General features: G+C 34.2%; 25 protein-coding genes. 7 read left to right on the forward strand and 18 right to left on the reverse strand.

From position 1 onward, the window contains the following. Positions 1–68 precede the first annotated feature (68 nt). The 3 genes from ABH960_RS04975 to ABH960_RS04985 form a co-directional block, all read right to left on the reverse strand. Positions 69–2,051 carry a methyl-accepting chemotaxis protein gene (locus ABH960_RS04975; protein ID WP_404443249.1) on the reverse strand — a complete coding sequence of 661 codons (1,983 nt, stop codon included), beginning with the start codon at positions 2,049–2,051 and terminating at the stop codon, positions 69–71. Between the two features lie 208 nt (positions 2,052–2,259). After that, positions 2,260–3,312 carry a ribosome small subunit-dependent GTPase A gene (gene rsgA, locus ABH960_RS04980; protein WP_002126970.1) on the reverse strand — a complete coding sequence of 351 codons (1,053 nt, stop codon included), beginning with the start codon at positions 3,310–3,312 and terminating at the stop codon, positions 2,260–2,262. Between the two features lie 182 nt (positions 3,313–3,494). After that, a complete protein-coding gene (locus ABH960_RS04985) occupies positions 3,495–4,022 on the reverse strand; it encodes a DinB family protein (protein ID WP_404443253.1) in 528 nt (175 codons plus the stop codon). Between the two features lie 196 nt (positions 4,023–4,218). Between ABH960_RS04985 and ABH960_RS04990 the strand changes: the two genes are divergently transcribed. Together ABH960_RS04990 and ABH960_RS04995 are read left to right on the forward strand one after the other, a co-directional pair. After that, on the forward strand, positions 4,219–4,566 hold the full coding sequence (locus ABH960_RS04990) for a DUF4257 domain-containing protein (protein ID WP_000426320.1): 348 nt from the start codon (positions 4,219–4,221) through the stop codon (positions 4,564–4,566). An 84-nt stretch (positions 4,567–4,650) separates the two neighbouring features. Further along, positions 4,651–4,875 (forward strand): hypothetical protein, encoded by a 225-nt coding sequence (locus ABH960_RS04995; protein ID WP_002012407.1) that lies wholly within the window; start codon positions 4,651–4,653, stop codon positions 4,873–4,875. 184 nt (positions 4,876–5,059) lie between these two features. Here the strand turns inward: ABH960_RS04995 and ABH960_RS05000 are convergent, their stop codons facing one another. Together ABH960_RS05000 and ABH960_RS05005 are read right to left on the reverse strand one after the other, a co-directional pair. Then, entirely contained in the window at positions 5,060–6,235 is a 1,176-nt protein-coding gene (locus ABH960_RS05000; RefSeq protein ID WP_404443257.1) for an MFS transporter, read from the reverse strand. Positions 6,236–6,284: 49 nt separating this feature from the next. Then, positions 6,285–7,220 (reverse strand): aldo/keto reductase, encoded by a 936-nt coding sequence (locus ABH960_RS05005; protein ID WP_404443260.1) that lies wholly within the window; start codon positions 7,218–7,220, stop codon positions 6,285–6,287. A gap of 107 nt (positions 7,221–7,327) precedes the next feature. On the opposite strand from ABH960_RS05005, the gene ABH960_RS05010 reads away from it, so the two are divergent. Continuing rightward, positions 7,328–7,636, forward strand: coding sequence for an ArsR/SmtB family transcription factor (locus tag ABH960_RS05010; RefSeq protein WP_016102179.1), 309 nt, complete (start codon positions 7,328–7,330; stop codon positions 7,634–7,636). Between the two features lie 40 nt (positions 7,637–7,676). Here ABH960_RS05010 and ABH960_RS05015 read toward each other — a convergent pair whose 3' ends face one another. From ABH960_RS05015 to ABH960_RS05025, 3 genes are all read right to left on the reverse strand, one after another. Further along, positions 7,677–8,627, reverse strand: a complete 951-nt coding sequence (locus ABH960_RS05015; RefSeq protein ID WP_404443264.1) for a serine protease — start codon at positions 8,625–8,627, stop codon at positions 7,677–7,679. A 336-nt stretch (positions 8,628–8,963) separates the two neighbouring features. Then, positions 8,964–9,251 (reverse strand): AbrB/MazE/SpoVT family DNA-binding domain-containing protein, encoded by a 288-nt coding sequence (locus ABH960_RS05020; protein WP_002012401.1) that lies wholly within the window; start codon positions 9,249–9,251, stop codon positions 8,964–8,966. 119 nt (positions 9,252–9,370) lie between these two features. Continuing rightward, the gene (locus tag ABH960_RS05025; protein ID WP_404443268.1) at positions 9,371–11,251 is read right to left on the reverse strand and encodes an ABC transporter permease; all 1,881 of its coding nucleotides are present in this window, start codon (positions 11,249–11,251) and stop codon (positions 9,371–9,373) included. Positions 11,252–11,515: 264 nt separating this feature from the next. Between ABH960_RS05025 and nadE the strand changes: the two genes are divergently transcribed. After that, positions 11,516–12,334 carry an ammonia-dependent NAD(+) synthetase gene (gene nadE, locus ABH960_RS05030; RefSeq protein ID WP_215556074.1) on the forward strand — a complete coding sequence of 273 codons (819 nt, stop codon included), beginning with the start codon at positions 11,516–11,518 and terminating at the stop codon, positions 12,332–12,334. A gap of 44 nt (positions 12,335–12,378) precedes the next feature. On the opposite strand, the gene ABH960_RS05035 is transcribed toward nadE, so the two are convergent. The 4 genes from ABH960_RS05035 to ABH960_RS05050 all read right to left on the reverse strand — a co-directional run bounded on the left by ABH960_RS05035 (position 12,379) and on the right by ABH960_RS05050 (position 15,237). Further along, entirely contained in the window at positions 12,379–12,840 is a 462-nt protein-coding gene (locus tag ABH960_RS05035; RefSeq protein ID WP_404443272.1) for an NUDIX hydrolase, read from the reverse strand. Between the two features lie 27 nt (positions 12,841–12,867). Next, the gene (locus tag ABH960_RS05040; RefSeq protein ID WP_002141377.1) at positions 12,868–13,068 is read right to left on the reverse strand and encodes a DUF4083 domain-containing protein; all 201 of its coding nucleotides are present in this window, start codon (positions 13,066–13,068) and stop codon (positions 12,868–12,870) included. 108 nt (positions 13,069–13,176) lie between these two features. Continuing rightward, on the reverse strand, positions 13,177–14,337 hold the full coding sequence (locus ABH960_RS05045) for a transglutaminase domain-containing protein (protein WP_404443275.1): 1,161 nt from the start codon (positions 14,335–14,337) through the stop codon (positions 13,177–13,179). A gap of 147 nt (positions 14,338–14,484) precedes the next feature. Continuing rightward, a complete protein-coding gene (locus ABH960_RS05050) occupies positions 14,485–15,237 on the reverse strand; it encodes a YwqG family protein (protein ID WP_404443278.1) in 753 nt (250 codons plus the stop codon). A 224-nt stretch (positions 15,238–15,461) separates the two neighbouring features. On the opposite strand from ABH960_RS05050, the gene ABH960_RS05055 reads away from it, so the two are divergent. Then, the gene (locus ABH960_RS05055; RefSeq protein WP_002012392.1) at positions 15,462–15,623 is read left to right on the forward strand and encodes a YjcZ family sporulation protein; all 162 of its coding nucleotides are present in this window, start codon (positions 15,462–15,464) and stop codon (positions 15,621–15,623) included. 82 nt (positions 15,624–15,705) lie between these two features. Then, the gene (locus tag ABH960_RS05060) at positions 15,706–16,671 is read left to right on the forward strand and encodes a patatin-like phospholipase family protein (RefSeq protein ID WP_002012390.1); all 966 of its coding nucleotides are present in this window, start codon (positions 15,706–15,708) and stop codon (positions 16,669–16,671) included. A 95-nt stretch (positions 16,672–16,766) separates the two neighbouring features. Here the strand turns inward: ABH960_RS05060 and ABH960_RS05065 are convergent, their stop codons facing one another. After that, positions 16,767–16,934, reverse strand: a complete 168-nt coding sequence (locus ABH960_RS05065) for a DUF3933 family protein (RefSeq protein ID WP_404443283.1) — start codon at positions 16,932–16,934, stop codon at positions 16,767–16,769. A gap of 12 nt (positions 16,935–16,946) precedes the next feature. Beyond that, positions 16,947–18,389 (reverse strand): aminotransferase-like domain-containing protein, encoded by a 1,443-nt coding sequence (locus ABH960_RS05070; protein ID WP_404443286.1) that lies wholly within the window; start codon positions 18,387–18,389, stop codon positions 16,947–16,949. A 122-nt stretch (positions 18,390–18,511) separates the two neighbouring features. Here ABH960_RS05070 and ABH960_RS05075 point away from each other — a divergent pair, with 122 nt between their 5' ends. Beyond that, positions 18,512–19,129, forward strand: a complete 618-nt coding sequence (locus ABH960_RS05075) for a LysE/ArgO family amino acid transporter (protein ID WP_404443289.1) — start codon at positions 18,512–18,514, stop codon at positions 19,127–19,129. A 48-nt stretch (positions 19,130–19,177) separates the two neighbouring features. On the opposite strand, the gene bcbE is transcribed toward ABH960_RS05075, so the two are convergent. The 4 genes from bcbE to ABH960_RS05095 form a co-directional block, all read right to left on the reverse strand. Next, positions 19,178–20,407, reverse strand: a complete 1,230-nt coding sequence (gene bcbE / locus ABH960_RS05080) for a bacillibactin exporter BcbE (protein WP_404443292.1) — start codon at positions 20,405–20,407, stop codon at positions 19,178–19,180. A 238-nt stretch (positions 20,408–20,645) separates the two neighbouring features. Then, positions 20,646–20,852 carry an alpha/beta-type small acid-soluble spore protein gene (locus ABH960_RS05085; RefSeq protein ID WP_000113539.1) on the reverse strand — a complete coding sequence of 69 codons (207 nt, stop codon included), beginning with the start codon at positions 20,850–20,852 and terminating at the stop codon, positions 20,646–20,648. 121 nt (positions 20,853–20,973) lie between these two features. Further along, positions 20,974–21,816 carry a sugar phosphate isomerase/epimerase family protein gene (locus tag ABH960_RS05090; protein WP_113938254.1) on the reverse strand — a complete coding sequence of 281 codons (843 nt, stop codon included), beginning with the start codon at positions 21,814–21,816 and terminating at the stop codon, positions 20,974–20,976. Between the two features lie 14 nt (positions 21,817–21,830). After that, positions 21,831–22,835, reverse strand: a complete 1,005-nt coding sequence (locus ABH960_RS05095; RefSeq protein ID WP_404443296.1) for a DUF6005 family protein — start codon at positions 22,833–22,835, stop codon at positions 21,831–21,833. Between the last annotated feature and the right edge of the window lie 5 nt (positions 22,836–22,840).

Below are 22,840 nucleotides of genomic sequence, written 5' to 3' on the forward strand. Positions count from 1 at the left end.
TAATCCGTTTATCAGCTAAAAGACTGTCTCTAATAGCACTAATGCTATTTTGAGACAGCCTCCCCTTTTTATACTTTAAATCTTTCAATTAATACTTGTAACTCTTCAGCCATTTGAGATAGTGTACCAGCTGCAGAACCAATTTCCTCCATGGAAGCTAGCTGCTCCTCAGCTGACGCTGCAACACTTTGTGTACTCGTCGCATTATTTTGTGCCGTCATAGCAATTTGACCAACCGAAATAGATACTTCATTTGCACCTTTTGACATCCCATTAGCCGTTTCAACCATCGTTTTAATTTGGTCAGCAATTTCATTTGTAGATTGTAAAATTTCAGTGAAATTTTGTTTCGTTTCATTTGCAATAACAAGTCCAGATTGCACTTCTTCATTTACATTATTCATAGATTTTACTGTCTTACTCATATCATCTTGTATTTCACAAATTAATTTACTAATTTCACTTGATGATACACTAGATTGTTCTGCTAATTTTCGTACTTCATCAGCAACAATTGCAAAGCCTCTTCCATGCTCACCAGCTCTTGCAGCCTCAATTGCTGCATTTAAAGCTAGAAGATTTGTCTGATCTGCAATATTTTGAATAACTTCTAAAATATCACCAATTTGCTTTGATTTGTTATTCAACAACTGAATAACAGCATCTGACTGTGAAACTGATTCCGCAATAGATTGCATTTGATTTACTGTTTTTCCAACTAGCTTTCCACCATCTTCTGCTTTTTCGCGAGTGTGAGCAGAAGCAGTATTAATAGATGATGAGCTATTTGCTACATGCTGAATCCCTTCTGTTACATCAAACAGTAACATAGCACCATTTTCTACGCTTGCTGTTTGCGTCGTTGCACCACTTGATATTTCATCCATTGCTAATGTAATTTGTTCAGTCGCTTCACTCGCTTGTCTCACACTTGCTGTTAACTCTTCAGATGCAGCTGCAACATGCCCTGCTGAAGTATTAATTCTTCCAATTAACGTTCTTAGTGAATCTGTCATTTCATTAAAACCTTTTGCAAGTTGACCGATTTCATCGTTTGAATGAATTTCAATTGTTTGCGTTAAATCTCCTTCACTTATTTCTTTAGAAGTGGCAACTAATCTCTTTAAAGGTTTTGTAATAGAAAGAGTTACTAAATAAATAAGTGCCCCTCCTACAACTAATGAAATAAGCATAACAATTAACATATTATAAAATACAGGCTGAGCAGCTTCAATTACTTCATTTGAGTACATCGTTCCACCGATTTTCCAACCTGTTTTTAAGTTTGTAGCAAATACCATTTTCTTTTCACTACCATCATACGTGTATGAAAAAGTGCCTTGATTATCTTCGTAAATTCTCTTTGCCCAAGAATCAGCTGCTTTATCTCCTGGTTTTTCTTGAGGATGCGCAATTATTTTTTGTTTTCCATCTAAAATGAAAGTATATCCTTTTTTACCAATATTGATTAACTTTGTTGTTTTCAATAAATTCTCTAAACTTAAATCTACCGCAACAACACCATTTTTATCTTCTGTTTGTTTCGCAATCGTTACGACAATATGTCCATTTCCTTTCGCCTTATACGGTTCAGTGACCACGATTCCACCTTGTTTACTCACTGCATCTTTATACCAAGAACGAGTTGTTGGATCATAATCTGCTGCCATTTGTATATTTGGTTCTTGCACAAACTTCTTATCATTGCCGGCAACATATACTTGTTCAATATCTTTATTTAAATTAATATATTGAGATAATACCTTTCTTAATTCATCTTGATTATCTCCTTGATACATATCACTATGAATCACTCGTGCAAAGTTATTTACTTCGTTAAATTTCGCCTCAATCATTTGATTGATTAAATTATCTAATATTTTTATATTATCGTGAGCACTACTCGTAATTTGTGATTCAAAATTCTTTTTAGCCGTTTGATAAGACATTCCTCCAATAATAGAGACAGCCGCAATTAAAATTATCAAAAATGAAATTAATAGCTTTTTTGCTACTTTTATATCTCGAAACCACCTTAACAGTTTACTCATTATAAACCTCCTACATTTAAATATTAAGTTTTAAAGATAAATAACCAATTATGAATATATCCCATTCCCTATCCTCTATTTTTACAATTCGTTTTTGATAAACACCTTGTAAAGTTTAAACAAATATTCTCCCTTTGTCTATATATATGAATAATATTATTATAAAATTTACAAATACAAAAAACCAAAGGAATAGTCCTTTGGTTTTTTACATTTTTTTATGTTGTTTAGAAATCTTCTTCCACTTATCACGCTCAGCTCTTGCGAGAATAGCATCTTGTTTTCTCATAAAATACGCCAATTCTCTTTGCAACTTTTTATAGCTTTGCAAACGATTTATCGTCATTAGCCCGTTATCAATTGCTTTATGCACTGCGCATCCTGGTTCATTCTCATGTTTACAATCTCGAAAGCGGCATGTTTTTGCAAATTCTTCAATATCAGAAAATGTTGTTTGGATTGCATCGCTTCCTTCCCAAAGTTGTAACTCCCTCATGCCAGGAGTATCAATGACTAAGCTCCCACTCGGTAGTTGGAACAGCTCACGATGAGTTGTCGTATGCCGCCCTTTACTATCTTCCTCACGTATATCTCCCGTTTTCGCTATCTCAATTCCTACGAGTGCATTTAACAAAGTAGATTTTCCAACCCCTGATGAGCCGACTAAAGCAATTGTTTTTCCTGAAGCAACAAATTGTTGTAATGAGTCAATACCTCTATGCTCTAAACTATCGACGACGAAGACCGGAACACCAATTGCAACAGCTTCCGTTTCTACAATTTTTTGTTCCACATCTTCACATAAACTACTTTTTGTTAAAACAATAACAGGCATTGCACCACTTTCATACGCTAATAGTAAATAACGCTCCAACCTTCTTACGTTAAAATCATGGTTAAGTGCATTCACTAAAAATAAATAATCAACATTTGCTGCAATTATTTGTTCTTCAGTTCTATTACCAGCTTCTTGTCTTGAAAAAGAACTTCTTCTCGAAAAAATACGATGAATGATTGCCTTTTTCTCATTTTCTATTTTCTTTATATACACCCAATCACCAACTGCTGGGTAATCTCCTTTCGTTACCGCTTCATGCCGAAACTTCCCAGACAGCTCTGCCATATATTCACCGTCATTACAAATAATGCGATATATATGCTTATGCTCAAGTAAAATACGCCCTACTTCATAATTCTTCTCTACAGCTTGCTCTTCAAAAAATGAATCCCAGCCGAATGATTCTAAAATATTTTGATTCAAATCAATATCCTCCCTAGTTTGTACTAAGTGGAAGGATTGCGAACTATCTTATATAATATCGCCCTTTCCATCCACCTTTGTATTTAATTTATTATTCATTACAGTCATATTCGCCATAATACATCACTCCGATCTTATTTTAATTACTCTCATTATATGGAATGTCGATTTAAAAAGCTACTTTATTTGACGTAATTTTCGAATAACTTTTTCTTTAACATTCTAATTTGTCCACGATGACTAATTTCATCTTCTATCACATGAAACCAAAGATAGTACTGGTTATACGCTACACCTTTAGGCCACTTTCTTTCTGACATTAGCCATGTATCATCTACTTTACTCAAATACTTTAGCGACTCTTCTCGAACACTTTGCAAAAGTTGTATATAATACTGTATTTCATGACCACGAATCGTTCTCCCTGCTTCCCCTAAATACAGTGCATCTTCCCATATTTCTAATTCTTCTTTTGTAAAGTCACGCTTTTGAAATGAAATAAGCTGATGTGCTTTTTCAATAGCTGCTATATGCTTTAGTAACGCTCCGATGGAATTCCCTCCACTCGGCATAATTAAATCTAATTGCTCAACTGATAGCTCGTTTATTTCCTGTAATGTTACAGCCCTCGTATGTTCCAGCATGCTTACTAATTCCCCTATATTTTTTGTATAACCATCTACACTTCTTATTCGATAATCTATATTCATATCACGCACCCCTTTCTACATTCATATTAAGGAATAACCGCTTCATATAATAGACTGAAATATATCAGATTTTTCTGTTATAATTAAATTGAATACGGAATAAACCTAAACAAACTTTCTCAATATGCTTATATGAAATATTAAAAGGAATCAATATAAAATTATCGAATCTTATTCACTAAAAGGAGTGGATTCGATGGAAATGTATCAATGGCTAACCGCAGTTCTCGTTGGTGGCATTACTGGCTTCGTTTCCCATCTAATCAATAACCAAGGCAAGTTATTGCTTCCACGCCGTTTAAAAACTTTTTTTCATTTTGGATTTTTAACTGATATTTTTACAGGTAGCCTCGCCGCACTTCTTGGACTCGTTTTATTCGATGTCACCTTAATAAAAGAAATTATAAAAGTCTCCATTGTGACCGCTATTTCCGGTCAAACGTTTTTACTTCACCAAGCTCTTGGTGGTGAACAGGCTAAAAATACGCAAATTGGGAAAGCTGATGAGAAAATCCAAGAAATTGACAAACTATTACGACGTTAGTCTATACTTTCTCTAAAAATTATTGTTATAATAAAAAATAAATATTTTCTATTGCGTCGTTTGTCAGAAGAAAGGGTGTTTCGTATGACAAAAAAGAAAATAGAAGATTTCTTAACAAACACCGAAAAAGAGGAACTGCTAGAAAACTATAAATGTTTACGAGAAGCCCGCACAAAAAGCGAAGCTAACTATTTTGGTGAGGCAGTAGACCATCTATTAAATAAAGTAAAAAAACGAATTATTGAAGAAGCAGGAATACATGATGAAAATGCGGCAACAGTTCAATCTAAACGAAAAGCACTGTTTTAGCTAAAACAGTGCTTTTTATTACGGCATTTTTCACATTACTTTCACATCTATTTCACAAATATAAGTAGTCCTATATGTTAAACTAAGTATATCCTTTTCCAAGGAACTATATGCCGATATATAAATCCCTATCTCTTTAGGGATTTTTTGTTTTTTGGATTTCCCCGATTTATTTTTAAAGGCTTTATGATGCAATTCCTGTTTCACTATCTTCATTAAGCTTTTCACTTTTTCTAAACAAAAATAAAGCTCCTATATATAGTAACGCAGTAAAACTACCTACAAGTATAAAATTGTGAGATGCTGCAAATAACATTCCTGCTATTGCCGCTCCAATCATTTGGCCAATATACATAGAAGCATTAGCAAGAGCGGCTCCTGTTCCTCTTGCTATACTAGACATATTTTGTAAGCGCCCCATCATCAATACAAACAAAATTCCTGTCATAAAAAATAAAACAAAGAAAAATAACTCTACAAATATAATGTTCTTTAAATGAGGAAGTATGACATATTGCACTGCTGTAAATACAATTCCACCATAGAAAGAAAGGTTATAACCAATTTTATTTACGATTCTCGGCCCTAAAATGTTACCGGTTAAATTTCCTAATCCTAATACGAGCATAGCTGTACCTACTTCATGAACTTGTAAGCCAAATTGACTGGAGAGCCACACACCAAAGAATGAAAATGCTGCAAAATTACCAGTTTGAAAAACAAAATATGCAAAATAAGAAAGTGAAACCTTTGAATCTCTAAGTAATTGCTTATAGCGCTTTAATATATTTTTTTCATTTCCACCTATTTGAACTGGTTGTATTTCTGGTAATGTAACATACATAAGAACGACAAGTAGTGCTGATAATATACCAATGACGAAGAATGGTGTTGTATAATGTATCGTTGCTAAATATGCTCCAATTGGCAGTCCTAAAATTTGGGAGATTGATAACCCTGCTGTTGCAATTCCAATTGCTTTTACAATTTGCTTCTTCTCTATAAGGAACGGAATAGATGCCCATACTTGTGGAGATACAAAAGCTGCACTTACACCTGCTAAAAATCTAAATGTTAGCATCCATAAAAAACTCGGTGCCATTCCACACAAAAATGTACTTAATGCAAAAAAACTCATTCCTAATACCATCACTTTTTTTCTGTTTAAGCCATCTGATATAGGACCAGCGATAAGCGCAAATCCAGCGTATCCTAAAGCATATGAACTCACCATCCATCCTGATAATTCAGTTGATACATGATACACCTGTTGTAATGTCGGCAAAAGTGGTGAAATTAAGAAAGTATCTGTACCAATCATAAACATTATCGTAAAGAATACAGCTAACACTCTTTTCATTTAAACCTTCTCCTTTTATATAAAAAGAGGGCACTATCCCTCTTTTCAACTAATCTTCTAAAATAGATTCAATCTCTTTCATAACTTTTTCATTCAATGAAACATCCACTGCTCTTACACTTTCGCTTATTTGCTTCGCTCGTTTCCCACCAGGAATAACAGTATCAATTCCTTTTTTATTTAATAGCCACGCTAAAGCTAAATGTGATACTTCAAGATTCATTTCTTTAGCTAAATCTTTTAACATCTCAACTTTTTTAAAGTTATTTTTATATGTATTTTCTTCAAATAGATTTACACTTTGACGCCAATCGCCTTCGTTTAATTTAAAATCTTCTGTATATTTACCGCCTAGTATCCCAAAAGCAAGAGGCCCGTACGGTATAAATGAAATACCTGATTCTATACAATATGGCAAAAGTTCTTCCCCAGCAGCACGATCCAACATATTATACGGTGATTGTACAACATCTATATGTCCGTGCTGATTCGCTTCTTTTAATTTCTCTACATTTACGTTAGATATTCCAATTGAACGAATTTTCCCCTCTTCTTTTAGGCGAGTAAGTTCTCCAATTGAATCTATGTAACTTGTTTCAGGATTTGTAAAATGTAAATAATATAAATCAATATAATCAGTTTGTAATCTTCTTAAGCTATTTTCCACAGCATTTCTTAAATAGCTTGGTTCATTATTAATATGAACCTCTCCATTTAATAATGGCTGAATTCCACCTTTTGTAGCAAGTACAAACTCGTGGCGTTTTCCTTTTAATACTTCTCCTACCAATTCCTCTGATCTACCGAAACCGTATGAATCAGCTGTATCAAAAAATGTAATCCCTTGCTGAATTGCTTCTTCTATTAATCTTTTTCCTTCTTCCTCATTCACATCAGCATATAAATTATGTCCCCCAACAGCGTTTGTTCCTAACCCCAACTTCGAAATATTTAGTCCTGCCTTTTGCAATTTTGTATACTTCATTTTTTATCCCCCTATATTTCTATTGTTCGATTATATTCAAACAATAGAAATATACCACTTTATATGTTATAGTGCAAATATATTAACTTATACAAGCAGGTGAAAAAATGCGTACTCTCTATCATCCAAATCGAGAAGAAATTCAATTCTCTTCTGTCTTATATGCACTTAGCGATCAAATTCGTTTACAAATTGTAACTATGCTACTAGAGAAAAATGAACAATCTTGTGGCGCGTTAAACATTCCAATTGCAAAATCAACTTTATCTCATCATTTCAAAGTTTTACGTGAATCTGGTGTTATGTTTACACGACTTGAGGGAACGCAACGTTTCATTTCAATTCGTGAAGATGATTTAAATGCTCGATTCCCTGGTTTATTAGATGTTGTAATACATGCGACAGAACCATACTAAAAAACATCTCATATAAATATGAGATGTTTTTTAGTAATTACTATTCTTTTAATAAATCTATTAATCCATTCCCTTCAGATGTACGTTCATACCCTAAAGGTACAGTCCTTTTTATAAGTTGCGCGTATATTTCCGGCTCTGATAATTTTCTACCGTACTCTCTCTCACACTGCTTAATGAGAAGTGCTAACGCCCCAGCGACATGCGGCGTCGCCATTGAAGTACCACTTAATACCGCATATTTCCCCTCTGGATACGTAGACAGTATTTCATCACCCGGCGCTACTAAATCAATTTCTTGATTTGAATTACTAAAGCATGAAATTTTCCGCTCTAAATTAACAGCACCTACTTCAATTACTTCAGAATAAGCACCTGGAAAATCTAATTCTTCAGTATCATCGTTACAATCTCCATCATTTCCTGCAGCGCACACGACAAGTACGTCTTGTTTTACCGCATTTTGAATAGCTTCATGTAACTCTGGTACATCTTGCGGACCACCAAGTGACATTGAAATAATTCTCACTTTCTCTTTATTCGGTCCTCTCCAATTTACAGCATAATGAATGGCCTCAATAATTTGCTCATAACTTCCAGAACCGTCTCCAGCTAATACTTTTAAAACTAACATTTTAGCAAGTGGTGCGACTCCTAAAACACCCACTTCATTTTCAGTCGCTGCAATTGTCCCCGCTACATGAGTACCATGCCCATTATTATCAAGATAAATATTGGGATTTCCTTCATAATCTTTCGTGAAATTTCTCCCACCAATAATACGATCTTTTAAATCTACATGATTTACATCACAACCTGTATCTAAAACAGCAACGACAATGTCTTTTCCTTTCGCGCTCTTTTCCCATACTTGCGGAGCATGAATCAATTGTACACCTGGTGGAATTTCATTTACTTGTTCAACCACTTTATTTACAGTAAACGGAATTAATTTAATGCCTTTTTGTTTATTCGCTGTACTACTATTCATCGTAATCCCTCCTGAAAATATATTATTTTCATTTCAGACCACTATTGAATGCGTTTAGATTTAACATTCGTTTTATTCGTTCCATTTCCCTTCCTCTCAAATGTTTCTCAATAAACAAAAGAAAAGGACCCATTAAATGGTCCTTTTCTTTTTCAGTTTTTCAAAAGAATAATATAAAGTGAAACTATAATCAGTGGGGGGTGTTCATCCCCCACTGATTATTAGCCCTCACCAATCGGGCGTTTACGGGCAATTGATCTCCCACCTAACTTCTTTGCTTCAGCCGAGTTTTGAGGTGGGAGTTTTACTGCCCACAAATAGCGGGATAAATTAAGACTAAATCTTACTCTTGTTCAAAAACTGCTCAATTTCTTTTATTACATGTTTTGCGCCTTCTATACTAACAGTAATGTTTCCATTTGCTAATGAAATATTTTGATCTGAAACATCACCTGTTATTTGACAAGCATTGTATGGTTGATATTTTTGTAAAATGACTTTGTCTTCTTCTACAAAAATTTCAAGTGGTGATTTGATTTGTATTCCTAATACATCCCGTAATTCTTTAGGAATAACTATCCGTCCCAATTCATCTACTTTTCGAATAATTCCTGTTGCTTTCATGTTACTCCCCCCTTACTCTCTATTATTTTTTTCACCTCGCTATTTTTATTCTATCACTATATATTTGGTAATGCCTTACTCTTTTTAGAAAATATAGTACAAAAGTTAAAAAAACACATTTAACGAATATTCAATCTTTCTTTCAATTGTTTTAAATAACGCGATCGTATAATTAAGAAGTATACAACTTGAATACCTACGAAAATACTTAATACAATTGTATTTTCTTTAAACAGTGAGTACTCAAACATTTGTCCTAACGCAGTTAATGCTACTGCCCCGTGTAATGTTGCAACTCCAACTGGAACGAAGAATAAAAGCGCTAAGCGGATTGTGACTACTTTCGATAATTCCCCTCTCGTCAATCCAACTTTTCGAATCATTTCAAATAAACGAGTATCGTCCTCCAAATCTGAAAATAAACGGAAGTAAAGGAAGCTTCCTGCACAAACGAAAAATACAATACCAATAAAGAAACCTACAAATAAAATGGGTCCTGCGATTTGTAGACTTTGATTTTGATCGTACTCTTCTGCACTAAACGTTGAATGTTCTTGATAAGGCTTAATCTGATTCGTAAGCTCTTTACCAACCTCAATTTCATCTTTCGCGGATTGTGTTTTATACATATAATCTTTTTCTTCTTTAAATCCCTCTTGTAATGAATCATATTGATTTTTAGAGATTACATACACATTACCTCTTAGTATTTTACTCAATGAAGAAGTATTAACTTTTTTCACATTTAAAGGTTCATTCATATTTGGTAAAGTAATTTCTTTTCTTTCTTTCATCGGTGGTCCGGGTATTTCGACTGACAAAAATAAAGCCTCTTTATTTGATACAGTATTAAATGGTTCTCCTGTTAACTTTGCATATTCTTTATAATCTGATTCTTTTATAAAAATGGCGCTTCTTAACGACTGCTCCTCCGTTTTCTTCGATGAAATATTTATTTTTGAGGCTGCTATATTATGTTTCTTTAATCCTTCGTCAATGATTTTCAGATGCTGTGGCTCATTGCTATTACCTTGCTTAGACTGATAGTGAAACGCAATTGGTCTGTCCATAATTTCTTTCGTCATCGAAGCAAACCCAACCAATGTACCTATTGCTGAAAATGCTACTGTTGAAATAATCGTTACAATAAAGAACATTCTTGCGTTATCTCTCATACGGTATGCTAAATCTGACAAAGTAATAATATTTGTCTGTGTCCAATAGAAACGTTTACTTTTTTTACATAGTCTAATAATAAAGACGCTCAACTGCTTGTACAGCAAATACGTACCAATAATGACTACCGTTGTAACAGGAATCATCATTATAAATACCATTGCACCATGTGACATAAGAGCTCCTGCATAACCAGCACTAAGCAATACTACTGCTAATATAGAAGAAATTATAGATGCCTTCGGTTCTGGCTTCGCCTCTGCTGATCCTCTAAACAATTTCATAATTTTATTTTTACGAACCATTCCTGCACTAAACAATGAAATGATCATAAATAATACGAAAAACATAATACTCGTTACAACAATCGCTTTCATCGGTATGTAATAGGATAAAGAGATATCTAGTTTTAATATCATCGGAGCTACAAATATTAATATTCCTGAAAACAACATACCTGAAAGAATCCCAAAAATTATTGCCCCTATTCCAATCATGATATTTTCAAAGAAGATAAGACGCTTTAATTGATATTTCGTCATACCTAGCATCATTAAAATTCCTAGTTCACGCTTTCTCGTTTTCAAAAACATTCCCATTGAATATAAAATAAAGAAAAATGTAAATAAGTAAATAATGGACTGCGCAAAAGACATACTTACGAATACGTACCGTCCTAATTCTCCCGCACTTAATGCTGGATGGAACGCAAAAAATGAATACACAAAAAAGGCCATAATTGCAAATGCACTACTCAAAAAATAAGCTGAGTATGTTCGTCTATTTCGCGTTACATTTCGAAATGCGAGTTCTCTAATGTTCATACTACTTCTCCGCCCTTCTACTAACTATGCTTTTATATTAGTAAAGTACGGAAATAACTTCCATCGATTCAAATGACAAAAACCTTACATTATTGAAAGGTTTTAAACAATTGCTTATATAAAACAGTTTCATTATAATGACTACATTCATACACGCATCCTATTGTATATTCGTTAGTTTTGCGAAATAATAAAGGATAGAAGTATGTACCAATATACATATAAACTTATTTACCGCTTTAATATGAATAGGAGGAAAACATAATGACATTACAAGAACAAATTATGAAATCATTACATGTTCAGCCTGTAATTGATCCGAAAGTAGAAATTCGTAAACGAATTGATTTCTTAAAAGATTATTTAAAAACTACAGGTGCAAAAGGATTTGTACTTGGAATTAGCGGCGGACAAGACTCTACACTAGCAGGACGTTTAGCACAGCTTGCAGTCGAAGAAGTTCGTAATGAAGGTGGTAACGCAACGTTTATCTCCGTACGTCTTCCATACAAAGTACAAAAAGATGAAGATGATGCACAATTAGCATTACAATTTATTCAAGCTGATCAGTCTGTTGCTTTTGATATCGCTTCAACAGTTGATGCCTTCTCAAATCAATACGAAAACTTATTAGGTGAATCATTAACAGATTTCAATAAAGGAAACGTAAAAGCACGCATTCGCATGGTTACACAATACGCAATCGGCGGACAACAAGGACTACTCGTTATCGGAACTGATCATGCTGCTGAAGCTGTAACAGGTTTCTTCACAAAATTCGGAGATGGCGGTGCAGATTTATTACCATTAACGGGATTAACGAAACGCCAAGGACGTGATTTATTACAAGAATTAGGTGCAGACGAGCGACTTTACTTAAAAATGCCAACAGCTGATTTATTAGATGAAAAACCAGGTCAAGCTGATGAAACAGAGCTAGGCATTACTTACGATCAATTAGATGACTATTTAGAAGGTAAATCCGTTCCAGCTGACGTTGCTGAAAAGATCGAGAAGCGTTACAAAGTGAGTGAACATAAAAGACAAGTACCAGCATCAATGTTTGATGATTGGTGGAAATAGAACATAAAAAAGAAGCTAATCTCATTTAGCTTCTTTTTTATACGTTAACGATATACCCCTACTCTTTTCTCTAATAAATCCTGCAAGCAATCTTCATGTTGTTTATTAAACAATGGCGGCATTTTGTCTAAAGGGAAAAACTGCAAATCTAACGTTTCATCACCGTCTATTTTTGTATTCCCTCCAACGATTGAAAACTTAAAGAATATTACAATTGCCTGTGCCTGATCTCCATTCGGATATGTTTGAAAATATTTCGTATACACACCAATGAGCTCATCAATTTCCACATCATATCCTGTTTCTTCTTTTATTTCTCGAATCGCAGTTTCTGCCGCAGATTCCCCGATTTCCATTGCACCGCCTGGAAATCCCCAGGCATTAAAGTCTCCTCTTTTTTGCAGAAGCACTTCACCAAATTCATTAAATACACAACCTCCTGCAAAATTCAAAATAACATAATCATGCCCTATTTTTTCACGTAATTCCTTTATATAATTCGCCATCTGCTTCTCCTTTTTATCCATCTTCCATTATTCTTTTTTATCTTTTTCAAGCAATTCAATAATCCGATCTAACTTCTGATTCATATTAATCACATGTTGTTTTTTCATAGTGTTGTTTTGCAATAATCTTTTAATGAACAGAGTAAATGATACAAAAAACAAAACGATAAGTCCGATTACTAGACAAAAATATATCAATGCAAATATATTATTTTCGAACAAATTCATTCAGCTATCACATCCTCTATTTTCAATTATTTTATCACATAATTCTAAATAGTCACTAGAATTATAATCAAACGCAAAAAGAGCACCTTTTAAAGATGCTCTTTTTCATTAATACGTAAATGTAATTGTCGCTAATGAATAACCTGCCATTGCACTATATGGCGCAACTTGATAAGATACACGCTTTGCACCTTTTGGCCAAGCTATTTCATCTAGTACTTTCTTTATATCTTGCATCGTTCCATCCATTGACTGCTTATATCGTACTTCTACTTTTTCTGGCTTGGAAGCAAATTGTTGCTGTAATTTTTTCTTAAACTCATTGTAATTTTCCGCTCCGTATTGTGCAGATAAATACTTTAAATTTGTTTCATTTAACATTTGTTCATATACAGCAGTTTTTGAACTACCGGCTTTTATTTTGCTTGTTAATTCGTTGAAGTAGCTTGTAGTTGCCGCTGGATATTCACTACGATCCCATTCATGGTCCTTGCTTAATTGTTCATCAGACATATTAAAATATGAATATGTTACGCGCCCAGCTTTATCAGGAACTGGATCATCGAATGTAGTGTCAAGGTGGTACCACTTGTTATCAATGTTCACTAAATTCCATGCGTGAGCTTGTCCATTCCCTGTACCTGTTACAATATGATTTTGAATACCTGCTTCTTTTAGTAATTGATATGTTAACAATGTATATCCTTGGCAAACGGCAGAACGATTCGCTAACGCTTCATACGCTGTATATGCTTGATAAGAAGTATCATATGATACTTCTTTCACAACATAATCATGAATAGCTTTCACTTTTTCATGTTCATCCATGCCTTGTTTAATAATAGAATTTACAATTGCTTTCGCCTGAGACTTTACATACTGTGTTTGCTCTTTTGATTCACGATACTTCACTTGTAATGTAAATGTATAATTCCCTGGCATCCCTTTTATAGAATATTTAGTAGACGCTACATTATATTTTACATACTCATCAGCATCTACAATTTTATTAAACTCGCCATACAATTGGTCCATAATATTTCTAGCATTTCTATCTTTTGTTTTATATGTGATTGTAATATTTTCTTCTCTATTATCAATCTGTTTTTTTAATTCTTTTCTGAAATCATTTAACAACTCTGCATCTGATTGTGTTGTCACTGTAGTCGGATTCGTAGCCGCATAAGATACAGCTGACGCCTGTAAGCCTCCCATTACTATAGTTGAACAAAGTGCGGCAGCTGTCACATACTTACTTGTCTTTCCCATCTTGTCACTCCTTACATTCTATAACTATACAAAAAAGTATCGTATAGTTTCAGAGTATACAATACTTTTCAAAATAGGTCATATGAGATTATGCATATTTAACATTTTTAAAAGGGTTGTTCTTTTAGAAAAAGAACAACCCTTTTTTTAGCAAGTTTGCAACACACAGCATGTATTTTCAAAATGGCGATTTTTCAAGTCTTCATTTCCAATACAGAAATAAAGCATCCCTAAATCTCCCCACATCATATTACAATTTTTAGTATCTGAATCAATTTGGAATAAGAGCGTCATATGCTGTGGATCTATCCCCATATATTGTCCAGTCTCGTACAATACCTCATCTTGTACAGAGAATGGTTCTCCAAACATTTGATGATTATCATAGTTGTCTGGGATTAGCTCTTCAAGTAATTGCAAGAAACGATCTGAATCCGCCTCATCTTCAATGAAAAGCTCCGGTAATTTATACGTCAGTTCAAAAGTAATTGCACACTGGTTATATTTCGCTTGTATTTCATCTGCTCTACGTAATTGCTCTACAGGGATATCATAATAAATTACACGTCCAGCTTCGGTTGGATCCACATCTTCTTCAAAGTAATTTTCAATACTAAAGAAATATAACATCCCTGTCTTAGGAAGATTGTGATCCATACCAACGTTTTGTAAATCACTTAAATTAAATTGTGCGATAAAACGTAACGGATTCTCTTTGTATGTTGGATATTCAAATGTATTTGGCAAATCAGGAACTCCGCCCATTTTCGAACTGCCTATCGCAATTATTTCCTGTTGTTTTGGCACAACTTTTACACAAGGAAATACAGTATTAATAAGCTCCTGTTTCAAATATGTTAGTTCATATTTATCAATTAATATTTCAATTTTCTGTTCCATAAATTCTCCTTACATTTACATACTTATTTGTATCATAGCACAAAGATTATACTTCATTCATTGTAAATTCAACAAGCCCTCCAAAAAACGGGCTTATCCCTCGTACGCGAACAAGTTTAAAAAAGCATAGTATACATTGTTCCTACAAACACGATAGTTCTTTATTTCTTCCAGTACATTTTCCCCTCGTTCATTTTTATTTTTAATTTAAGGAGGAATTCCACATGGGTTACGGATATAGTTGCGGCGGTTACGGCGGTGGTTACGGTTACGGCGGTAGTTGTGGTGGCGGTTGTGGTTATGGAGGTTTCGCTTTATTAATCGTTTTATTTATCCTTCTAATCATCATCGGGGCTAGCTGTTGGGGCGGCTTTGTAGGCTGCTAGTAAACTTAAAAACTATTGTAAAAAAGCACGTACAATACGTGCTTTTTTTCCATTTTCATTTTTTAGAAAGGAAGTATGTTCAATGAAAATTGATGGTGTTTTTGAAGGAGGCGGTGTACGCGGAATTGCGCATGTGGGGGCAATTTGCGCGTTAGCCGAAAAAGGATATGAATGGGAGCGCGTAGCTGGAACATCAGCTGGTTCAATTATCGCAGCGCTTTTAGCAGCTGGATATTCTTGTTCCGAATTAAAAACAATAATAACCGACATTGATTATAATAAATTTATGAAGAAAACTTTTCTTGATAGAATCCCGTTTATCGGTAAAGGAATAAGTGCATGGTCTACTCTAGGTATTTATTCCAATGTATTTATAGAAGAATGGCTTGAAGAATTACTGCGAAAAAAGGGCGTTCACTTATTTACAGATCTACCTGATTTAAACAAACTCAAAATTATAGCTTCTGATATAAGCAACGGTAAAATGGTTGTCTTCCCCGATGATTTACCGAACTATGGATTTTTAAATTATCGCTTCTCTATTGCTAAAGCTGTAAGAATGAGTAGTACAATCCCCTTCTTCTTTGAGCCAGTAAAATGGAGAACGCCAAAATGGAAGCAGCCTTGTTATATGGTTGATGGCGGGATTTTAAGTAATTACCCAATTTGGATTTTTGATTCACCGACTTCTCCTCGCTGGCCTACCTTTGGATTTCATTTTATAAAAGATGAGATTCAAGCTGATCCCGCCCACTATGACGAACCTATTTCCATGTTCAAAGGACTATTTAAAACGATGATGCAAGCTCATGATTTACGTCATTTAGATAAAGAATCAAAGGCTAGAACTATTACAATTCCAACAGGAACCATTACCAGTACTAATTTTCAACTAACTAAAGAAGAGAAAGAATGGCTCTATAACTCTGGTTATAATGCAGCTAATAAGTTTTTACAATCCTGGAACTTCAGGCAATATGTTGATGAGTATAGAGACGGAAATCAGAATCGAAAAACAAATCGGTATTTCCGTCAACTTGACTCATAATTATATTATTTTCCCTGTCACACTTTAATAGTAAATAAGCCTAATAATATAGTACATTATTAGGCTTATTTACTTCTTATGTACTCTCCCATTATTTAAGGATAAGTTAACCCTTCTGCTTCTTCCGCGGTAATTACTATGTAACGGTTTCCGGTTCTTAATCCTAACAGTTCTGCTTTTTTAACTGCATCCTGTTTTGTCTCTGCATAAGCAGCTAAATATTTATCCCCATCGATAATTTGGCAAATCACATATTGTTTCATGTTTTTCTCCTTTTACCCTTTAATTAATTGCGCAATCTTTTTTATTCCAACTTCAATTTCTTCTACAGTTGCATAGGAATAAGAAAGACGTAAAAATTGGTTAGCACTTCTATCATACAAAGTGCCTGGGTTTAATAAAATCTTTTCTTGTAAAGCTTTGTCAAATAAACTACGATTCGAGATTGGTAGATTTATATGTAGCCAAATGTAAAAGCTTCCTACTGGCTCATGCCAAGTTGCAATGCCACTACAATACTTTTCTAACATACTTATCATAAAATCTCTACGTTTTTTCAATTCACTTCTTACAAACTGTAAATGTTCATCATACAATCCATTTTCGAACCACTCCGCTGCAATCTGCTGGGATATAGAACTTGAACCATAATCAGTTTGCATTTTTATATCTGCTAATCTTTGAATAACGGATTCTGATCCAACAACCCACCCAATTCTTAAACCAGGACTAATGACTTTGGACATACTTCCAATATGTAGCACGATCCCATTTTTATCATATGCCTTTAAAGGTTTTGAAACTGGTGCATCGAACCATAAATCTTGATATACCGCGTCCTCAATAATAGGTAATCCAATTTCATTACATATCTCCATCACTTCTTCCCTCTTCTTAGCGTTCATACTAAAATTGGTCGGATTATGAAAAGATGGGATTGTATATAAAATAGATGCGTTAAATTGTTTCTTATATTTTGTAATGTATGAAGTATTTATACCATTCTCATTCATTGGTATTCCAATCAAGCGCATTCCTGCTGATTGAAATACATTAAGCGAATATAAATATGATGGTTTTTCTAATAAAATTGACGCTCCTTTCGGAAGAAGCCCCATAGAAATAAGCTGCAATGCTTGAATTGCCCCTGAAACAATTAAAATAGAGTCAGGAGATACATATACCCCATGCCCTTTTAAATATTCCGCAATTTTTTCTCTTAAATGGAGATTCCCTTTCGGTTCCTCATACCCAAGTGGAACATTTGATTGTAAAATTTTATTAATAATACCCTTCATCTTTTTCTCAGGCAAGAGACTCGGTGAAAGTTCACCTGTTCCTAATCGAATTACATTGGGAGTAAATTCAGCTTGATTAATCTCTTGTACAGCAGGAAGATTAGGATAATGAAGTCCTGTTTCTACGTAAGACTGCCAGTTTGGAGGCGGGGCATATGTTGAAGTATTCTCACTATTTTTTATAACAATTGTTCCCTTCCGTCCATTCCCCTCAATATACCCTTTTGCTATTAACTCATCGAAAGCCATTACAATTGTACTTCGGTTCACTTCAAACGCATGCGCCAAAGCTCTTTGTGAAGGTAATTTAGTTCCAATTGTCCATTCCCCATTAACAATTCTCTCTTTTATATAAGATTCTATTTGTTTATACAAAGGAATAGATGAAGACATATTAGGTTTCCAAACGAGCCTTTCCATTATATCACCTCACATATTTTATGGTTGGTAACCTATCCAACCATATGGATGGATACAAATTTTCATTTCTTCTATACAATATAGACTATCATAATTAATCAAATTAAGTAGGAGGTAATCTGATGAGTGAAGCAATTATTCACGGTATCATCCTTGCATTTGGTCTTATCATTCCATTAGGTGTCCAAAATGTTTTCGTCTTTAACCAAGGCGCTAGTCAACCAAATATTTGGCGAGCTGCTCCTGTAGTCTTGACTGCATCTATATGTGATACATTATTAATATTAATTGCTGTACAAGGTGTCTCCCTTGTCCTCTTAACTTTCTCTTGGTTAACAACCACCTTGTATATGATTGGATTTTTCTTTCTTATGTATATGGGCTGGGTTATTTGGAGAATCGATTCTTCAAATGATGTAAAACAAGAAAAAAGCATGCCTTTAAAAAATCAAATTATTTTCGCCGCATCAGTTTCATTACTAAATCCACACGCAATTTTAGACACAATTGGTGTAATCGGAACAAACTCTATACAGTACATAGGAAGTGAGAAATGGGCTTTCACTTTTGCAACAATTATAGTTTCTTGGATTTGGTTTATTAGTTTAGCTTTTGCCGGGAAATTTCTAAAAGGATTAGACTCAACAGGGAAAACGATCACAATATTAAATAAATTTTCAGGGCTAATCATATGGGGAGTCGCACTTTATATGTTAAAACAAGTTATTTTCCCTAACTAAATTAAGAAGATTGCATGCTAATTACACATCATGCAATCCTCTTTCAAATTATGCAGTCGGTTCAGGCTTCTGCTTTATTTCCATTTCATCTTTTGCCGGCTTAATCCAAATTATTGCTATGACAGCACCAATAGCAGCGAAGATGCTCGTTAAATAAAACACTTCATGGTCTGTCCCTTTCATAAAAAAAGAATACAGGGGTGGTCCAGCTGCTACACCGATAAATCGCATTGAACTATAAAATGACGTAACTGTCCCCCTCTGCTCTTTTTCAATCCCTTGTGTAATAAGAGCATCTAGACATGGTAACACCATACCAATTCCTCCCCCCATAATAACGAGACAAAGAAGTAGCAAATAGATTCCTTTTAGAAATAAAGGTAAGAAGACAGATGCAGCAGCCAGTAAAAATCCAATATAGATACACTTTTTCATAATATCTTGTTTATCTCCAATTTTTTTACCAGCCATATATGAGCTAAGTGATAGTACAAGTAAAGGAATAGCGAGTACACACCCTTTCCATATACCATGAATATCGTACTTCGACTCCAGTATAGTTGACAGATAAAAAAGTATTCCGAATAAAATAAGCATAATAATTGCACCTAGTATAAAAATGGCAATTAACCATCTTCCCTTTTCTCGAAACGTAGAGATAATAGATTGAATAAATTCTTTAAGTGGTGGGACTTCTTCTTCTTGTTTCTTCGCCTTTACTAGTACCAGTAGTAAAACAATCGATATTACACATAAAACTGGAATCGCCCAAAATGGTAAGAACCATACAATAGCTGCAAGAGCTGATCCTAATATGGGACTCAATACTTTTCCAAATGTATTTGACGTCTCAATGATTCCTAAACCTGCACTAACCTGTTTTTCATCTTTGTATAAATCACCGACACATGGTATGACAACTGGCATAGCACCAGCAGCACCTATCCCTTGAATTGCTCTTCCGATAAGAATCCAAACGTAAGGGTTATCAACTTTCCATGATACCCATCCCGTTATCGCTCCTCCAATAGCTGCAATTAATAAACTTGGAACCATTACCATCTTTCGTCCCCATCTATCTGATAAATAACCAGCAATCGGTATAAGTATAATTGCAATGATAGAATAAATTGTAATTATCATGGATACTTGGAAAGATGAAATATGTAATTTCTTTTCAATGGTTGGCAGGATTGGAATAAGCATTGAATTACCTAGCGTCATAACAAGTGGAACTGATGCAAGTGCAATTAAACAACAGTTTTCTTTTTTTAACATGTTGATTTCGGAACCTTTCATCATATATTTCTTACCATATAATAGCCCTGCTGGAAATTATGTTTACATTCCACCAGGGCTATTTCATCTTTACTACTTTCCATTTACAACAAAAGAAATTGGGTAAAATATAGCATTACTCCTATTCTTTGAATCCTGTTCACAATATATCCATACCAATTAATTGAAAATAAAAAAGAAAGGAAGAATCCTTCCTTTCTCCTATAACCTTCTACATTTAGCGAGTATATCCGCCACCAAGCTGTTGTTCTGCCATCGCTACAAGGCGTTTTGTAATTTCACCGCCTACAGAACCGTTTGCACGTGAAGAAGTATCAGCTCCAAGCTGTACACCAAACTCTTGTGCAATTTCATATTTCATTTGATCTAGAGCTGCTTGTGCTCCATGTGATGCTAATTGATTAGCGTTACGATTTCTAGCCATTACCGATCACCTCCTTATATATATTAAACTGTATCAAATCCGAAATTAAATACATGGTAATTTTTGGTTATTGATAAAATAAAAAAAAGTCTCCTAAACGAGACTCTTTCATCATTTCACCTTATGAACTTACTACTTCTAATTTTCTATTCGTTAATGCTTTCATTTCTTCTTTCAATATATCTTTCGCATTATGCCCAAACCATTCAAGCGAAGCAAAATGATCAGTATCTCTCACTTCCCGGATGATTTCATCATAGTTTACAATACCTTCAAATAATGGAACCATTCCTATACGACTTCCAGCAGCGGCATATACATTATTTGGTTCAAACACGTGTAAATACTCCGCTGATGATATATTCTTAAAATGGTAATGTTGTATCCACGGCTTTAATCGATGAAAACTATCTACAGGGTCTGCACCAGACTCCCATATATGAAGAAAATCAAGGTTTATTTTTAAATATGGATGATTTACTTCTTCTAACAATTTCAAAGTAGACGGCAAAGTATCCGTTAACGTATTTGGATGTGTTTCTAATAGTATATACATATTATGCGGAGCAAATAGATCACAAATCATGCGAATTCGCTTCACATACTCTTTTCTCTCTTGTTCCGAGAAATCCTCACTACCTTTTTGCCCGGCAAACGTACGAATTTTATTTGTATTAAACCAATTAGCTAGTGTTACCAGCTGTTCACATTTTTCCATCGTTTTTTGAAAATCCGCTAATAATGATATGTCCAAGTAATCACTTATCATCGTAACTTCTAAATTTTTATCCTTTAAATAATCTATTTCTCGTTCTGTCGTTTCACGCTCTTGTATATATAAATTTTGTGCATGGGTCCCCCACAACTCAATTCCTTCAAAACCGTTTTCATATGCAAATTGAACAATATCAGTAAATGAAATTAGTTGATGGCGAAATGAAATTGTACATAGCGAATATTTCATTGGTTTGAACTCCCTTATCTTAAATTCAATGAACTTGTATTAGTTAAGAAAGACTGATTTGTTGTAATTTCTTTCCATAACAGAAACTGTTTCTCTAGTTCATCCTTGATTTGCAGTTCAATTGTATTCATTTCATCAAGTTTTTCAACAATTGGTAATAACATATCTTTATTATTTGTCATTGCCATTTTAATAGCACGGTACTGTACATTTGTAAATCCTTGTACAATGTCTTCCACTCGATCACACCAATAATCAAATTCTTGCTCCGAATATTGTAAAGTTTCACGGAAGTATGCAAAGGCATGTTCATAGCTATATTTACGTATTGCCAATACGGGTATTTGCTTTACTGCCGTTACGAGCCCGGAAAGTGAATACCCACCCTCTTCATTTACCATTTTTATTATTAATTTTTTAAATTCCATTGTTAGTTCATTATCATCTTTTTTGAATGTTTCCATGAAATAACTTTCTACCATCTCTTGTGTTGGCTCCTGAATTCCTTCTATATCAATGAAATAGCCTCCACCAAATGGGTTGTCTTTAACAGAATGGAGCACTTTTTCTCTTTCCATATTCCCTTCCCAGCGAAAATCAGGATCAAGCATGAACCATTCATCTTCTTTCTCTGTCTTCGATATCATTAAGTAATGCGGAAACGGTTTTTGATGAAACTTATTTTCTCTCTCAGGCAATAAAGACATATCAACCATTACAATTACGTAACGATTTTCCGGCTTATTTTCTACTAATTCTAAAAATGTTTCTACATTGCTACTTTTATCTTTTGAATGATCGTACCATTCGTTCACTTTTATCCCATACAATTTTTCATACCAAAGCAAGTAATTGTCATGGTTAATGTTTTCGGAATGATAAGAAATAATCCCGCCTTCTGTTATATCAAAGTCTCCATCCCATAATCCGAAATAAAATGGACGGAAATCTATATCACTACGCCTTTTTATAATTTCACAAAAACAACTCACTAAACAGTGAACTTTAATTGAAGTCATACTCT

This window comes from Bacillus sp. RC252 (genome assembly GCF_044909215.1).
Lineage (GTDB): Bacteria > Bacillota > Bacilli > Bacillales > Bacillaceae_G > Bacillus_A > Bacillus_A mycoides.

Bases quoted from the DNA above. Each gene is read 5' to 3' on its own strand.
- ABH960_RS04975 (WP_404443249.1), bottom strand. From the start codon at position 2,051: ATGAGTAAACTGTTAAGGTGGTTTCGAGATATAAAAGTAGCAAAAAAG.
- ABH960_RS04985 (WP_404443253.1), bottom strand. From the start codon at position 4,022: ATGAATATAGATTATCGAATAAGAAGTGTAGATGGTTATACAAAAAAT.
- ABH960_RS04990 (WP_000426320.1), top strand. From the start codon at position 4,219: ATGGAAATGTATCAATGGCTAACCGCAGTTCTCGTTGGTGGCATTACT.
- ABH960_RS04995 (WP_002012407.1), top strand. From the start codon at position 4,651: ATGACAAAAAAGAAAATAGAAGATTTCTTAACAAACACCGAAAAAGAG.
- ABH960_RS05000 (WP_404443257.1), bottom strand. From the start codon at position 6,235: ATGAAAAGAGTGTTAGCTGTATTCTTTACGATAATGTTTATGATTGGT.
- ABH960_RS05005 (WP_404443260.1), bottom strand. From the start codon at position 7,220: ATGAAGTATACAAAATTGCAAAAGGCAGGACTAAATATTTCGAAGTTG.
- ABH960_RS05010 (WP_016102179.1), top strand. From the start codon at position 7,328: ATGCGTACTCTCTATCATCCAAATCGAGAAGAAATTCAATTCTCTTCT.
- ABH960_RS05015 (WP_404443264.1), bottom strand. From the start codon at position 8,627: ATGAATAGTAGTACAGCGAATAAACAAAAAGGCATTAAATTAATTCCG.
- ABH960_RS05020 (WP_002012401.1), bottom strand. From the start codon at position 9,251: ATGAAAGCAACAGGAATTATTCGAAAAGTAGATGAATTGGGACGGATA.
- ABH960_RS05025 (WP_404443268.1), bottom strand. From the start codon at position 11,251: ATGAACATTAGAGAACTCGCATTTCGAAATGTAACGCGAAATAGACGA.
- nadE (WP_215556074.1), top strand. From the start codon at position 11,516: ATGACATTACAAGAACAAATTATGAAATCATTACATGTTCAGCCTGTA.
- ABH960_RS05035 (WP_404443272.1), bottom strand. From the start codon at position 12,840: ATGGCGAATTATATAAAGGAATTACGTGAAAAAATAGGGCATGATTAT.
- ABH960_RS05040 (WP_002141377.1), bottom strand. From the start codon at position 13,068: ATGAATTTGTTCGAAAATAATATATTTGCATTGATATATTTTTGTCTA.
- ABH960_RS05045 (WP_404443275.1), bottom strand. From the start codon at position 14,337: ATGGGAAAGACAAGTAAGTATGTGACAGCTGCCGCACTTTGTTCAACT.
- ABH960_RS05050 (WP_404443278.1), bottom strand. From the start codon at position 15,237: ATGGAACAGAAAATTGAAATATTAATTGATAAATATGAACTAACATAT.
- ABH960_RS05055 (WP_002012392.1), top strand. From the start codon at position 15,462: ATGGGTTACGGATATAGTTGCGGCGGTTACGGCGGTGGTTACGGTTAC.
- ABH960_RS05060 (WP_002012390.1), top strand. From the start codon at position 15,706: ATGAAAATTGATGGTGTTTTTGAAGGAGGCGGTGTACGCGGAATTGCG.
- ABH960_RS05065 (WP_404443283.1), bottom strand. From the start codon at position 16,934: ATGAAACAATATGTGATTTGCCAAATTATCGATGGGGATAAATATTTA.
- ABH960_RS05070 (WP_404443286.1), bottom strand. From the start codon at position 18,389: ATGGAAAGGCTCGTTTGGAAACCTAATATGTCTTCATCTATTCCTTTG.
- ABH960_RS05075 (WP_404443289.1), top strand. From the start codon at position 18,512: ATGAGTGAAGCAATTATTCACGGTATCATCCTTGCATTTGGTCTTATC.
- bcbE (WP_404443292.1), bottom strand. From the start codon at position 20,407: ATGTTAAAAAAAGAAAACTGTTGTTTAATTGCACTTGCATCAGTTCCA.
- ABH960_RS05085 (WP_000113539.1), bottom strand. From the start codon at position 20,852: ATGGCTAGAAATCGTAACGCTAATCAATTAGCATCACATGGAGCACAA.
- ABH960_RS05090 (WP_113938254.1), bottom strand. From the start codon at position 21,816: ATGAAATATTCGCTATGTACAATTTCATTTCGCCATCAACTAATTTCA.
- ABH960_RS05095 (WP_404443296.1), bottom strand. From the start codon at position 22,835: ATGACTTCAATTAAAGTTCACTGTTTAGTGAGTTGTTTTTGTGAAATT.